The following is a 13,137-nucleotide window of genomic DNA, read 5'->3' as shown; positions in this document are numbered from 1 at the left end:
CCAGTAACGATCAAGGAACGGCGAGGACACCCCCGCCGTCCCGAAATGCCCCTGCGAATCAGGCGCGTTGGAAGGCGAGCGCGACATTGTGGCCGCCGAAGCCGAAGGAGTGGCTGACCGCCCTCTCGACCCGCTGGTGGCGGGGTTCCTTCGTCACGCAGTCGAGCGGGAAGGCGTCGGGGAGCGAGTCCAGGTTGGCGATCGGCGGAATGACCGAGCGTTCCAGCGTCAGGACGGTGGCCACCGCCTCGATCGCGCCCGCCGCGGCCAGGGTGTGCCCGACGACGCCCTTGGGCGCGGTCACCGGTGGCCGGTGCGGAAAGAGCCGGGAGACGAGGGTGGTCTCCATGGCGTCGTTGAGGGGCGTGGAGGTGCCGTGGGCGTTGATGTGGTCGACGTCGCCCGGTGCCCAGCCCGCCTGGTCGAGCGCCGCCCGGACCGCCCGCTGGGCGCCGTGCCCGTCGGGGGCCGGGGCGGTGGGGTGGTGGGCGTCCGTGCTGGACCCGGCCCCGGTGAGCAGGGCGCGCGGGCGGCCGCCCCGGGAGCGGGCCCCCGCCTCGCGCTCCAGGACGAGCATGGCGGCGCCCTCGCCGATGACGAAGCCGTCCCGGTCGGCGGCGAACGGGCGGGACGCGCCCGCCGGGTCTCCGTTGCGGGTGGAGAGCGCGCCCATCCGGGCGAAGGCGGTGACCACCAGCGGGGTCAGCACCGACTCGGCGCCGCCCGCCACCACCACGTCGCAGCTGCCGCCGAGGAGCAGGTCGCGGGCGACGGCCACGGCGGTGGCGCCGGATGCGCAGGCGGTGGCGGGCGCGAGGCTCGGGCCTCCCGCCTTCAGCGCGATGGCGACCTCGCCGGCCGCCGCGTTGGGGATCATCATGGGGACGAGCAGCGGGGAGACCGCCTCGGGGCCCGAGGCTGCCAGCTTGGCCGCGTTGTCCACCAGGACGGAGACGCCCCCGACGCCCACGCCGAGCACCACCCCGACCCGGCTGCCGTCCCACCGCGCCGGATCGAGGCCGGCGTCGGCGACGGCCTGCCGGGCGGCCACCAGGGCCAGCTTCACGAACCGGGCCATCCGCCACACCGACCGGCCGCCCACCGCCGCGTCCAGGTCGACGCCGTCCACCGGGCAGGCGAAGTCGACGGGCAGTCCGGCCAGTTCCTCGCACCGCCGGGCGGTGGAGTGCCCGGAGCACAGCCTCTCCCAGAAGCTGTGCTCGTCCGCCCCTGCGGGTGTCACCAGGCCGATGCCCGTCACCGCGATGGCGGTGCCGGCCGCGGCCTCGGTGCCCTGATCAGCGGGGAGCGACATGCTGTGTTCCTTCCGTAGAATCCGTGGAAATGGTCTGCGGGGTCCCCGGCCAGCGAAGCGCGGCCGAACCCCAGGTCAGTCCGCCGCCGAAGGCGGTGAGCAGCACCCGGTCGCCGGGGCGGAGGCGGCCCTGGCCCGCCGCGTCGGCCAGGGCCAGCGGGATGGAGGCGGCTCCGGTGTTCCCGACCCGCTCCAGATGGGTGACGCAGCGTTGTGGCGCGATGCCGACCCGGTCGGCGACGGCGCGCAGAATCCGGGCGTTGGCCTGGTGCGGCACGAAGCGGTCGACCTCGGACGGGGCCCAGCCGACCCGGTCCAGGAGCGTCCGGCAGGAGCCGGTCATCCGCTCGACGGCATGCTGGTAGACGATGGCGCCCCGCATGCGGAAGAACCCGTCGTCCAGGGCCGGCGGCTTTCCGCTCGCCCGGGCGCGGGCCCCGCCGCCGGGGACGGTGATCAGGTCGTAGCCCGTGCCGTCGCTGCCCAGGTCGAACGCGAGCAGCTCCCCGGGATCGCCGGAGCGCCCGGCCGCCACCAGGGCGGCGCCGGCCCCGTCGCCGAAGACGACGCCCGCCGAGCGGTCGGCCGGATCGAGCCAGGTCGAGTAGACGTCGGCGCCGACCAGCAGGACCCGCTCGTAGAGACCCGCGGCGACCAGCCCGTGGCAGACGGCGAGGCCGTAGACGAAGCCGCTGCACACGGCGGCGATGTCCAGGGCCGGTACGGTGCCGAGCCCGAGCCGGGCCGCGAGCGCGGGGGCGGTGCCCGGGCAGAGGTGGTCGGGGGTGGCGGTGGCGAGGACCACCGCGTCCACCTCGTCCGTCGCCGGGGCGCGGGCCAGCAACCGGGAGGCCGCCTCGAAGGCGAGGTCTCCGGTGGCGAGGCCCGGGCCGGCGCGGTGCCGGCTGCCGATGCCGGTGCGGCGGCGGATCCAGGCGTCGTCGACGTCCCAGTCCGCGGGGAGCCGGTCGTTGCCGACCGGTTCCCCCGGCACCCACCCCGCCACGCTCTCCAGCAGTGCCGTGCGTGCCCCGGCCGGTAAGACGCCCGTCCGCGTCCCCGGCTCCGCAGCGCTCTCGGCCGTCCGTCTCCTCGCCACCCGTTGCCCCGATCCCGTTGTCGTACTGCGTCCGGTTGACGAACGGCGGAACGTCTCACGAGGATGCGTTCGACTGAGCCGAACGGGTCATGACGTGGCGTCAGTTACGCGCGAGCGCCTGGCGGAGCTCGTCCGCGCCGGGCGGGGCGGCCCCCGCCCGGGAGACGGTGACGGCGGCGGAGGCGGCCGCGTGGCGCAGGACGTCGGTCACGGCGTCCCGGTCCACGGCGCGCAGCCGGTCACGGGCTCCGGGTCCGAGGAGGCGGTGCGCGGCGAGGGCGTGAAGGGCCCCCGACATGAAGGCGTCGCCCGCGCCCACGGTGTCGGCGACGGTGACGGGCAGCGCCTCGACGGCGGCCCGGCCGCCGGAGGACAGGGCGAACGCGCCCGCCGCGCCCCCGGTGACGAGGACGAGCGCCGGCCCGGCGGCGAGCCACCGCTCGGCGACCCGCTGCGGCTCCTCGTCCGGGTACAGCCACCTCAGGTCCTCGTCGCTGGCCTTCACCACGTCGCTCAGCGCGACGCACCGCTCGACCCGGGCCACGGCCCCGGAGCGCTCCCCCATCAACTCGGGCCGCACATTGGGGTCGTAGCTGACGGTGGCACCGGACCGCAGCGACTCCACGGCGGCCAGGACCGTCGCGGCCCCGGGCTCGACGACGGCCGCGATCGAGCCGGTGTGCACGTGCCCCGGCGCCCGTTCGAGCACCACCGGCTCCAGGGACCAGCGGATCTCGAACGCGTACGCGGCGTGCCCGTGGCCGTCCAGGGTGACGGCGGCCGACGGGGTGGGGCCGGTGGCGCCGTCGGTGCGGACCTCGACCCCGGCGGCGGCCAAGTGGTCCCGGATGAGCCGCCCGTGACCGTCGGGGCCCAACTGGGTGAGCAGGGTGGTGTCGTGGCCGAGGCGGGACAGGCCGTACGCGACGTTCGCGGGGCTGCCGCCCGGGTGGACCCGGTCGGCCTCGCCCGGCAGCCGGACGATGTCGGCGACGCATTCGCCGATGACCAGCGGATCAAGTCGGTCGTGCATGGGGGCGGGTCTCCTGGGGGACGGTGTCGTGGAGGCGTCCGACGGGGCGGACGGCCCCCGGGGCGGTAGCCGGCTCCGGCGCGGACGCCTTCCCCCGAGGTGAGGAGCCCTGGCCGTGCCGGTCCTTCCGGAAGGCCGGCGGGACGTCCCCCGGAGGGGCGGCCCGACGGACCCAGAGTAGGGCTCCCGACAGTACGGCGGCAGCGGCCAGCAACCAGGGCAGCGGGCCCGGCGGCAGGGCGCCGGCGGCCAGTCCGGCGCCGGCGGCGACCAGTTGCAGCGAGAGCGACTGGACGGAGAGCGCGGTGGCGCGGCCCGAGGCGTCGACCCGCTGGTGCAGCAGGTCGTTCTCGTTGGGGCCCGCGGCTCCGAGGCCCAGGTACACCAGCCCGTAACCGGTGACGGCTGCCGCCGTGGCGAGGGGGCTCATCGTGTGCGCGGTGAGGCCGAGCAGGGTCAGCCCCAGGGCCACCACTCCGAGGCTCGCGAGCACCGCGCGCTCGCTGCCGCCCGCGAACCGGGCGACGAGGGGGGCGAGTTGGCTGCCGAGCGCGGCGCACACGAATCCGGCGCAGGCCAGCCCGGCGAAGAGCACGGCCCCGGATTCGGCCGTCCCCATGAGGGCGGCGGCCCGGCCCGGGGTGAGCAGTTCGACGGCCGCGAGCGCCGCCCCCGCGGCGCTCGCCGTCAGCAGGATGCGCCGGATCAGGGCGTCCCGGGCGCCGAGCCGGAGCCCGGCGGCGATGGCGGCGGGCACCTGGCCCACGACCCCGCGCGGACCGGCCCGGGGCCGGACGGGTTCGCGCAGGGCGTGCAGCACGTACAGCACGAAGACGACCTCGACCAGCGCGCCGAGCAGAGCCGGCACGGAGAGCGGGATCACGAGCCCGGCGGTCGCGTCGGTCAGCCACGCACCGAAGCCGGGCCACAGGCCGATCAGCCAGGGCAGACCGCCGCCGAGCAGGGTGCCGAGGGCGAGGGCCGCCGAGGTCGCGGAGCCGCCGCGCGCCAGCCCCGTACGCAGGTCGGCGTCGGGTCCGGCGTGGGCGTGGACGGTGTCGACGTACCAAGCCTCGGCGGGGCCGCTGGACAGCGCGCGGGCCAGGCCCATCAACCCCATGCCGAGTGCGATGGCCCAGCCCGCCGACCCGAGGCCGATGAGGGTGAAGGCGGCGAGGTTGAGCAGTCCGGCGACGGCCAGGACGGGGCGTCGCCCGATGACGTCGGACAGGCCGCCCGTGGGCAGTTCCATCACGGCGGCCGTGAGGGAGTGCACGGCGTAGAAGCCGGCGACGGCGGCCAGGCCCATGCCGCGTTCGGTGAAGAGGAGCACCCCCGTCGCGATGGACATGCCGATGGGGAACCAGAAGAGGAACGAGACCGCGACGAACCGGCGGCGCGAGGTCGCCTCGTCCGGACCGCGCTCCAGAGTCGTGGGGAGGGCCGGCCCGTCGGCCTCCCGGGTCACGAGGCGTCTCGGGAGGGTGTGGCGTCCGGGTCTTCGCCGTCCGCCGCACCGGGTCCGGCGGCGGGCGCGGGGTCCGGGTCCGGGGCCGGGCCGTCCACCGGCTCCGGGGCCAGCGGCAGTCCGGCGGCGAACAGGACGACCTGCTCGGCGCGGGGGTCCCCGGCGTCGCGGGCGGTCAGTTCGTCCGCCTTCGCCCGGAACACCTCCCACAGCTCGGCGAGCGACTCGGGTGTCAGCCGGGGCAGCAGGTCGCTGACGCCCGACGGCTCCTGCCACTCCTGGCCCAGCCGGCCGCTCTCCAGGTCGGCCTCGTGGCGGTCCAGCGACAGCTGGAGGTGCTCGACCTGTCGGCGGCGCAGGACGCCGAGGATCGTGCTGCCGCCGGGACTGCGGTGCAGCGCCTCGTTGCTCCACGAGGTGACGTCGTGCACGGACTTCCAGCGCCGTTCCCGGCTGTCGCGGTGGTCGGCCTCGACGACGAACGCGTGTTTGGCGAGCACTCGCAGGTGGTAGCTGGTGGAGGCCGAGGACTCCCCCGTCCTGACCGCCAGCTCACTGGCGGTGGCCGGGCCGTGCTGCCGCAGCAGCCCGAGCAGGGTGAGGCGCAGGGGGTGGGTGAGGGCCTTGAGGGCGGCCCCGTCCTGCGCCGGATCGAGTACGCGATGACCGTCTTCGCTGTCCATAACCGCAGCGTAGGACAGCAGAGGTGCTTTACCAAAGTATTTTTGCAGAATATTTTTTGGAGATGGGGAAGGCGCCTGCGGAGCCACGCGCCAGGACCTGTCGTTCAGGGCACAGCCCAGGACCCGTCGCCGGCCCGGCGCGCCGCGGGGACGCACGGCAAGGGCGGAGCCCCGCTTCCGCGCGGCACTCCGCCCGTAGCGGTGCTCCCGGTCAGCCCTCCCGTGCCGCCTCCAGCGCGTCCGCGACCAGACCCAGGAACCGGGCGTGGTCGCGGGGCCCGTAAAGGGGCTCGGGATTCCACGGGACGACGTGCGCCGCCCCCTCCTCGCTTCCGCGCAGCACCGCCAGTGGCGTGGCGTGGGCGCGGACGTCGGTCAGGAACACCTCGGGGCGCAGCGCGAGGGTGTCCGCGCGGTCGAGCGTGGACCAGTTGGCCCCCGGGCCCTCGGCCGGTTCCACCAGCCGGACGCCCAGTTCGGTGAGCACGCGCAGTTCGGGCCACATTCCGGGACGTGCTACGTGCGCTCGGCCCGGGCCGGCCGGGGAGAGGGCGAGCACCCGGGGCGCGTCGGCGGACGTGGCGGCGACGACGGCGCGCAGCCGCTCCCGGGCGGCGTCCAGGTCCTGTTCCGCGCTCGGGCGGTCCGCCGCGCCGAGCGAGCGGGCCAGCTCGGCGAACCGGTCGCCGATCTCGCCGAAGTCGCGGGCCCGACCGACGTCCAGGACGACGACCGGGACCCGCTCCTCCAGGGACTTGGCCGTCTCGGAGGCCAGCCCGTAGACGTGGCCGCCGCCGTAGCTGACGGCCACCACGAGGTCCGGCCCGGTGCTCAGCAGCCGCTCGACGTCCAGTGCGTCCCCCGCACCGGCGTACACGACCTCGTCCAGCGGCAGAGTCCCGGTCTTCGCCGGGTCGGGGTCCGGTCCGTCGTGGCCGGAGCCGAAGATCCCCACCGGCCGGACGCCGAGGTCCCACAGGGTGGCCCCGGCCTGGACATAGGCCAGCACCCGGCCGGGCGGCCGGGGCGCCGCCGACCGCTGGCCCCGGTCGTCGGAGAACCGCCATTCGCTCTGTTCCGTCACGTCACACACGCCCCTCTGCCGCCGACTGCCGTAACGCTCGCGCTGGTTGGCACACGTGTACCTGCCCACCTCCTCGCCGCCACACCCCTCCCGCTCGCGCACAACCGGCGCCCGCCGGGCTTCGAGGCGAGCCGGACAGCTCCCATCACGGAGTGTTAGAAATAAGACACTCTTAGTCATCGGGCGGTGCCGTGGGCCGCCCCCTTCCGGACGGAGTCGACTCCCCATGCGTACGACCCTCTTGCGGGCATCCCTGACCGTCGGCCTCGGCGCTTCGCTCTGCGCGGCATCGGCGGACGCCCCGGCCACGGCCGGGGCGACGGTCCGTCCGACGGCGGTCGCGACGGGGGCGGCGCGGTGCCCCGTGGTCGACGTGCTCGCCGTCTACACGCCGAAGGCCGCGAAGCGGGCGGGCGGCGAGCGCCGGGTGCCCTCCTCGGCCCAGCGGATCGCGACGCGGATGAACCGGTCCCTGGCGGCGGGCGGGCTCTGCGGCGTCGTCCGCGTCGTCCACCCCTACACGGCGACCGGCTACAAGGGCTCGGAGGAGTTCCGCGCCGCGCACGCCGCCCTCAAGGACCACGCCTCGGCGGGGCTCGGACGGCAGGTGCACGAGCAGCGCGCACGGTACGGCGCCGATCTGGTCACGCTCGTCGTGGACCGGCCGGAGCGGGGCGGCGGCACCGCGGACTACACGCCCGCGCTCGACCGCTCCACGGACGAGTACGCCTACTCGGTCGTCGAGGTCGACGGCATCGGGCTGGATTCGGCGAGCCACGAGATCGGCCACAATCTGGGCCTCGCCCATGACCGCACGACGCTGACGGGCAACGCGCACGGCTCGATGAGCGTGAGCCGCAACCGCCCGTACAACACCGGCTGGGTCACCGGGGACGGCCAGCACTACACGATCATGGCGTACCGCTCCGCGTGCGGGGACCACTGCCGGCGGATCAGCCGGTTCTCCAGTGCGACGGAGACGTGGAAGGGCCATCGGCTGGGCGACGCGCACAACGACGCCGTACGGGTGCTGCGCGAGACCATGCCGATCGTCGCCGGATACCGCGACCGGGGATGACCCGGACCGCACCCCGGGGGCCGCGGGGCGGTCGCTCCGGACGCGGCCGGCGCTGGTGGGGCTGACCGACCAGCCGTCGACGGTCGACCGCGGCACCCGTTTCAGCTACCTCCAGCACCGGATCCTGGGCCACTACGGCTCCGGGGGCACCATGTGGCGCAGCTCGTCCGGCTCGCGGAGGGCGGCCGGCTGGACTTCTCCCGGTCGATCACCGACGTCCTGCCGCCGGACGACGCGGCGGCGGCGGTGAGGCGGATGGAGACCAAGGAAGGCGACCAAGGAGGGCGACCCGGTCCGGCTCATCCTGCGGCCGTGACCCCCTCGCCGCCGGCGCCGGAGGACGCGTGCCCCGGATCGCGCCGCTCCAGCTCGACGTTGAACTGCGCGCCGGCCAGCAGCGAGAGGTTGGCGAACCAGATCCAGATCAGGAAGACGACGAGCCCGGCGAGCGATCCGTACAGCCGGCTGTAGTCGCCGATCCGGGTCGCGTACAGCGCGAACACCGCCGATCCGGCCAGCCACAGGAAGGCGGCCAGGACCCCGCCGGGCAGGCCCCTGCGGACGCCGCGCGCGGAGCGCGGGCCGGTACGGAAGAGCACCATGATCAGGCAGGCGACGAGACACAGCAGCACCGGCCACTTCAGGACCGCCCACAGGGTCTCGCCCGCGTGCGGCAGGCCGAGGCGGCGGCCGAACCAGCGGGCCAGCGGGCCGGTCAGGACCAGGGCGAAGGCGCTCGTCATCAGCAGGACGAGCAGCCCGATCGCCGACACGACGATGATGTGGGCCTTGCGCAGCGCCGGGCGGGCGTCCCGCACCCGGTGCATGGCGTGCATCGCCCGCCGGAACACCGCCAGGTAGCTGCTCGCCGACCACACGGCGCTGACGCTGCCGGTCACCACGAGTACCCAGACGGCGGTGTGCTGTTCGATCGCCGCCTCCAGCGGCCGGCGCAGCGCCTCACCGGATTCGGCCGGGGCGAAGGCGGTGATGTCGGCGATCAGGGCGCGGGTCGCGTCGGGGTTGGCCAGCCCGATCAGGGAGACGGTGACCAGGAGCGCCGGGAGCAGGGCGAGGATGGCGTAGTACGTCAGGGCGGCGGCCCAGTCGGTGACGTCGTCGTTCCACAGTGAGACCGGTGTGCGGCGCAGGGCGCCGCGCCAGCGGCGGGACGGTGCGGGGCGCCCGGCGGTGGGGGCGGCGCTTCCCGCGGCGGACGCGGTCTGGGTGGGCAAGCTGGCACTCCGGGGACGTGGGCGGACGCGGCGGGGGGCACGGCCCGCCCGTTCCCCGGACGCGCCGACCCGCTCGATCCTCTCCTGCCACCTCCGGGCCGAAGCACACCCCCCGCCCGGCCGGCGCCCGCGGCGAGCCGTACGCCGGCGGCGGCGCTCAGTCGTTGACGGCCGTGAGCAGGACCACCGCGTCCTGGAGCGCCAGCAGCCCGTGCCGTTCCTGCGGGATCGGGTGCAGGACCCCGGCCGGCAGCTCGACGTCGCCCGAGGCGGCGGTGAGGCGGACGGCACCGCGCAGGATGAGGAGCGAGGCGGCGGGCGGGGCGTTGTGCTCGTCGAGCGCCGTCCCCCCGGTGAGAGCGATCACCGTCTGCCGCAAGGGCGGCTGCTGAAGCAGGAGGTGGGCGCTGCGGCCGTGCGCGGAGGCGCGGGCGGCGGTCAGGTGTTCCTCGGCGAGTACGTTGAGGTCGTCCATGTGCCCACTGTGCCGCAGCCGTGACGGGGCCGCGATCCGCGGGCTCAGCGGGGCGCCTTGGCGGTCGAGCCCCGTACCACCAGCTCCGGCTCGAACAGCAGCTCGCCCGGCGGGACCGATCCGCCCTGGATGCCGGTGCAGAGCAGTTCGACGGCGGCCCGGCCCATGGCCTCGATCGGCTGGCGGATCGTGGTGAGCGGCGGGTCGGTGCAGTTCATGAACGCCGAGTCGTCGTAGCCGACCACCGAGATGTCCGCGGGCACCCGCAGACCGCGCCTGCGGGCCGCCCGCACGGCGCCGAGTGCCAGCGGGTCACTGGCGCAGATGATGCCGGTGACGCCCCGTTCCAGCAGCCGGGAGGCCGCGGCCTGCCCGCCCTCCAGGGAGAACATCGAGCGCTCGACGTACTCCTCGGCCAGTTCCCCGCCGGTGGCCGACGCGACGGACCGGGCCGCGGCGAGCTTGCGGCGCGAGGGCACGTGGTCGGACGGGCCGATCACCACGCCGATGCGTTCGTGGCCGAGGGAGGCCAGGTGGCGCCAGGCGCGTTCGATCGCCACGGCGTCGTCGCAGGAGACGCAGGGAAAGTCCAGCCCCTCGATGGGGGCGTTGATCAGCACGACGGGGATGCGGCGCTCGGCGAGCCGGTGGTAGTGCTCATGGGCCTCGTCGGCCTGCGCGAACAGGCCGCCCGCGAAGACCACGCCGGAGACCTGCTGCTGGAGCAGGAGGTCCACGTAGTCCGCTTCGGAGACCCCGCCCTTGGTCTGGGTGCACAACACGGGGGTGAGGCCCTGCTGGGCGAGGGCGCCGCCGATCACTTCCGCGAAGGCGGGGAAGATCGGGTTCTGCAGTTCGGGGAGGACGAGGCCGACGAGCCGGGCGCGCTCGCCGCGCAGCTGGGTGGGCCGCTCGTAACCGAGGACGTCCAGGGCCGTCAGCACGGATTGCCGGGTGGTCCGGGAGACCCCCGGCTTGCCGTTGAGCACCCGGCTCACCGTGGCCTCGCTGACCCCAACCTTCTTGGCAACCTGAGCAAGTCGTCGCGTCATGTCGCAAGACTAGCGTAAGTGACGCAAACAATTGACTTATCAATGCAAGAATTACATGCATAAGGGGTACTTCCCGGCTAACAGGAAGTACCCCTTTGCGGTCGCACAGCCCGCTTCCCCGGACCGCGCACTGTCGACGCCCGGACGTCGTGACCGACGGAGCCGTCGGCCGACGGGACGTCAGAGGCCGCCGGTGTACAGCAGCCGGCCGGGCGAACCCTGGCCGAGGCCGGAGAGCACGTCCACGGTGGCCGTGTCCGTCAGCCACCGCGCGACGGCGGCGGGCGAGGCCGAGGGGTTCTCCTGCTTGTACAGCGCGGCGACGCCCGCCACGTGCGGACTGGCCATGGAGGTGCCGTTCAGCGAGACGGCGCCGCCGCCGAGGCGGGCGGAGACGATGTCGGCCCCGGGGGCGTACAGAGCGAGGCAGGAACCCCAGTTGCTGAAGGAGGTCTCCCGGTCCCGCCGGTCGCTCGCCCCGACCGCGACCACACCGTCCGCGGCGGCCGGGGAGACGTCGCAGGCGTCCCGGTCGTCGTTGCCGGCGGCCACGACGGGCAGCACCCCCGCGTCGGCGACCGCCTCGACCGCCGCGTCGACCGCGGTGGAGCGGGCGCCGCCGAGCGAGGCGTTCAGCACAGCGGGGGTCCCGCGCCGCGCGGCGTCCTCGGCGACCCAGTCGAACCCGGCGAGGATGCCGGCCCACGTTCCCCGGCCCTCACAGTTCAGGACCCGTACGTTGACGAGCGAGACATCCTCGGCCACACCGGAGGCCGCGCCGCCGACCGTGCCCGCCACATGGGTGCCGTGCCCGTTGCAGTCCATGCCGTCGCGGCCGTCCCCGACGGCGTCGTACCCGTTCACGACCCGGCCGCCGAACTCGGTGTGCGCGGCGTCGATCCCGGTGTCGACGACGTACGCCCGCACGCCCTTGCCGGTGGCCGTGGTGGTGAAGGTGTCGTCCAGCGGCAGGGCTCGCTGGTCGATGCGGTCGGTGCCCCAGCCGGCGGCCGGAGCCCGCAGCGGGTTCGCGACGACGGGCTCGGGGACGGTCACCTCGGCGTTCTCCTCGACGGCGAGGACGCCGGGGACGGCCCGTACCGCTTGGAGTTCGGTGGCGGTGAGCGTGGCGGCGAAGCCGTGCAGGGCGTTTCCGTACGTGAACAACGGGTCGAGCCCGAACTCCCGCAGGAAGGTCTCCGGCGGGAGTCCGGGCTCCAGGGTGACGATGTACTGCCCGGGTACGGCCCGGGCGGACTGCTCCACCGGGACCCCTTCCGGTCCGCTGTCGGCCGACGCCGAAGCGGGCGCGCCGACCAGCGGTGCGATCAGCAGCAGGGCGGCCGTGGCCCATCGGGCGGGCAGGCGCATGCGTTCTCCTCGGAGTTTGGGTCCGTTCACGGAGCGAGTGCGTCCGCGAAGCGCGAACACCCGTTCCTTCGTCCCCGCCCGCCGGTCGCCTTAGCGGGTTCAGCCGGACAGCGCAACGCCCACGGCCGGTGCCAGCTCGTCGAGTTCGTGTCCGACGCGCGCCCGGGCGTCGTCGTTCGCCCAGCGGCCCACGGCCACCTCGGCGGTGATGCCGGGCCCGAAACCGGCGATGAGGCCCTGCGCGGACTCGGCGGCGCCGCCGTCGTCGAAGAGGCGCGCCAGGGCGTCGAAGACGACGGAACTGGCGATGTTGCCGCGTTCGGTGAGGGTGGCCCGGCTGTAGCGGAACATCTCCGGCGGCAGCTTCAGGAAGTGGCAGAGGTCGTCCAGAATGCGGGGCCCGCCCGCGTGGACGATGAAGAAGTCCATGTCCGGGACGTCCCAGCCGTGCAGGTCGACCAGGTCCTGGAGCACCGGGGCGAGCATCTCCATGGTGCCCGGGACCCGCTTGTCCAGCTGGAAGTGGAAGCCGGTGTCGCGGACCGCGTAGGAGATCCAGTCCTCGGTGTCCGGCACCAGGTGGGAGCCGTTGCGCTCCAGACGCATGCCGGTGCCGCCCCGCCCCCGGACGACGGCCGCGGAGACGGCGTCCCCGAAGAGTCCGTTGGAGAGCAGCGAGCCGACCCCGATGTCGGTGGGCTGGTAGCACAGCGAACAGAACTCGCAGGACACGATGAGCACGTTGGCCTCGGGGTAGGCCAGGCAGAAGTCGTGCGCACGGTTGATCGCCGCGCCGCCCGCCGCGCAGCCGAGCTGGGCGATGGGCAGTTGGCGGGTCTCGGGCCGGAAGCCCATGGTGTTGATGATCCAGGCGGTCAGCGAGGGCATCATGAAGCCCGTGCAGGAGACGTAGACGATCAGGTCGATCTCGGACGGGTCGGTCTCGGCGTTGGCGAGGGCCGCCCGGACGACTTCGGGGACCCGGATCTTGGCCTCGGCCTCGTACACCCGGTTGCGCACCTCGAATCCCGGGTGCCTCAGGGTCTCCTCGATGGGCTGCACGAGGTGCCGGGTCTGGACGCCGGTGTTCTGGATGAGCCGCAGGACGAGGTCGCGCTGCGGGTGCCCGGCGTGGGTCTCCCGGGCGAGGTCCAGGGTCTGCTGCATCGTGATGACGTGCTCGGGCACAGCGATGGCCGGTCGGCACAGGGTCGCCATGGGTTCTCCTCGTTCTCTGGAGCGGA

The 13,137-nt window shown here is 74.4% G+C and carries 11 protein-coding genes and 2 pseudogenes; 2 read left to right on the top strand and 11 right to left on the bottom strand.

Translation table 11 applies throughout. The features are described 5' to 3' along the window. Positions 1-58: 58 nt before the first annotated feature. The 6 genes from ACIQMU_RS19820 to ACIQMU_RS19795 form a co-directional block, all read right to left on the bottom strand. Positions 59-1,315 (bottom strand): beta-ketoacyl-[acyl-carrier-protein] synthase family protein, encoded by a 1,257-nt coding sequence (locus tag ACIQMU_RS19820; RefSeq protein ID WP_352240940.1) that lies wholly within the window; start codon positions 1,313-1,315, stop codon positions 59-61. After that, complete coding sequence (locus tag ACIQMU_RS19815) at positions 1,299-2,333, bottom strand: beta-ketoacyl-ACP synthase 3 (protein WP_352241018.1); 1,035 nt, start codon at positions 2,331-2,333, stop codon at positions 1,299-1,301. The genes ACIQMU_RS19820 and ACIQMU_RS19815 overlap by 17 nt, the downstream gene beginning before the upstream one ends. A 181-nt stretch (positions 2,334-2,514) precedes the next feature. Continuing rightward, the gene (locus ACIQMU_RS19810; protein ID WP_402689313.1) at positions 2,515-3,447 is read right to left on the bottom strand and encodes a carbohydrate kinase; all 933 of its coding nucleotides are present in this window, start codon (positions 3,445-3,447) and stop codon (positions 2,515-2,517) included. Then, on the bottom strand, positions 3,431-4,915 hold the full coding sequence (locus ACIQMU_RS19805) for an MFS transporter (protein ID WP_402689312.1): 1,485 nt from the start codon (positions 4,913-4,915) through the stop codon (positions 3,431-3,433). The genes ACIQMU_RS19810 and ACIQMU_RS19805 overlap by 17 nt, the downstream gene beginning before the upstream one ends. Continuing rightward, positions 4,912-5,598, bottom strand: coding sequence for a helix-turn-helix domain-containing protein (locus tag ACIQMU_RS19800; RefSeq protein WP_352240943.1), 687 nt, complete (start codon positions 5,596-5,598; stop codon positions 4,912-4,914). Before ACIQMU_RS19800 ends, ACIQMU_RS19805 begins: the two co-directional genes overlap by 4 nt. A gap of 211 nt (positions 5,599-5,809) precedes the next feature. After that, entirely contained in the window at positions 5,810-6,682 is an 873-nt protein-coding gene (locus ACIQMU_RS19795; protein ID WP_352240944.1) for an ABC transporter substrate-binding protein, read from the bottom strand. A gap of 226 nt (positions 6,683-6,908) precedes the next feature. Here ACIQMU_RS19795 and ACIQMU_RS19790 point away from each other — a divergent pair, with 226 nt between their 5' ends. Then, positions 6,909-7,760, top strand: coding sequence for a M12 family metallo-peptidase (locus tag ACIQMU_RS19790; protein ID WP_352240945.1), 852 nt, complete (start codon positions 6,909-6,911; stop codon positions 7,758-7,760). 43 nt (positions 7,761-7,803) lie between these two features. After that, positions 7,804-8,076: pseudogene (locus ACIQMU_RS19785) on the top strand (zinc-binding dehydrogenase); the annotation flags it as partial. Here the strand turns inward: ACIQMU_RS19785 and ACIQMU_RS19780 are convergent. From ACIQMU_RS19780 to ACIQMU_RS19760, 5 genes and pseudogenes are all read right to left on the bottom strand, one after another. Further along, entirely contained in the window at positions 8,060-8,995 is a 936-nt protein-coding gene (locus ACIQMU_RS19780; protein WP_352240946.1) for a YihY/virulence factor BrkB family protein, read from the bottom strand. The pseudogene ACIQMU_RS19785 and the gene ACIQMU_RS19780 overlap by 17 nt on opposite strands. Before the next feature lie 157 nt (positions 8,996-9,152). Next, the gene (locus ACIQMU_RS19775) at positions 9,153-9,470 is read right to left on the bottom strand and encodes a cupin (protein WP_352240947.1); all 318 of its coding nucleotides are present in this window, start codon (positions 9,468-9,470) and stop codon (positions 9,153-9,155) included. 44 nt (positions 9,471-9,514) lie between these two features. Further along, a complete protein-coding gene (locus ACIQMU_RS19770) occupies positions 9,515-10,522 on the bottom strand; it encodes a LacI family DNA-binding transcriptional regulator (RefSeq protein ID WP_352240948.1) in 1,008 nt (335 codons plus the stop codon). A gap of 180 nt (positions 10,523-10,702) precedes the next feature. After that, the gene (locus tag ACIQMU_RS19765) at positions 10,703-11,893 is read right to left on the bottom strand and encodes a S8 family peptidase (protein WP_352240949.1); all 1,191 of its coding nucleotides are present in this window, start codon (positions 11,891-11,893) and stop codon (positions 10,703-10,705) included. A 99-nt stretch (positions 11,894-11,992) separates the two neighbouring features. Then, positions 11,993-13,123: pseudogene (locus tag ACIQMU_RS19760) on the bottom strand (type III polyketide synthase); the annotation flags it as partial. Between the last annotated feature and the right edge of the window lie 14 nt (positions 13,124-13,137).

Source organism: Streptomyces sp. NPDC091649 (assembly GCF_044756785.1).
GTDB lineage: Bacteria > Actinomycetota > Actinomycetes > Streptomycetales > Streptomycetaceae > Streptomyces.
The sequence above is the reverse complement of the archived record's forward strand: the minus strand, read 5'-3'. Positions and strand labels throughout refer to the sequence as shown.

What these genes read in the sequence shown, in the direction of transcription:
- ACIQMU_RS19775 (WP_352240947.1), bottom strand. Translation starts at nt 9,470, where the DNA reads ATGGACGACCTCAACGTACTCGCCGAGGAACACCTGACCGCCGCCCGC.
- ACIQMU_RS19800 (WP_352240943.1), bottom strand. Translation starts at nt 5,598, where the DNA reads ATGGACAGCGAAGACGGTCATCGCGTACTCGATCCGGCGCAGGACGGG.
- ACIQMU_RS19790 (WP_352240945.1), top strand. Translation starts at nt 6,909, where the DNA reads ATGCGTACGACCCTCTTGCGGGCATCCCTGACCGTCGGCCTCGGCGCT.
- ACIQMU_RS19765 (WP_352240949.1), bottom strand. Translation starts at nt 11,893, where the DNA reads ATGCGCCTGCCCGCCCGATGGGCCACGGCCGCCCTGCTGCTGATCGCA.
- ACIQMU_RS19770 (WP_352240948.1), bottom strand. Translation starts at nt 10,522, where the DNA reads ATGACGCGACGACTTGCTCAGGTTGCCAAGAAGGTTGGGGTCAGCGAG.
- ACIQMU_RS19820 (WP_352240940.1), bottom strand. Translation starts at nt 1,315, where the DNA reads ATGTCGCTCCCCGCTGATCAGGGCACCGAGGCCGCGGCCGGCACCGCC.
- ACIQMU_RS19810 (WP_402689313.1), bottom strand. Translation starts at nt 3,447, where the DNA reads ATGCACGACCGACTTGATCCGCTGGTCATCGGCGAATGCGTCGCCGAC.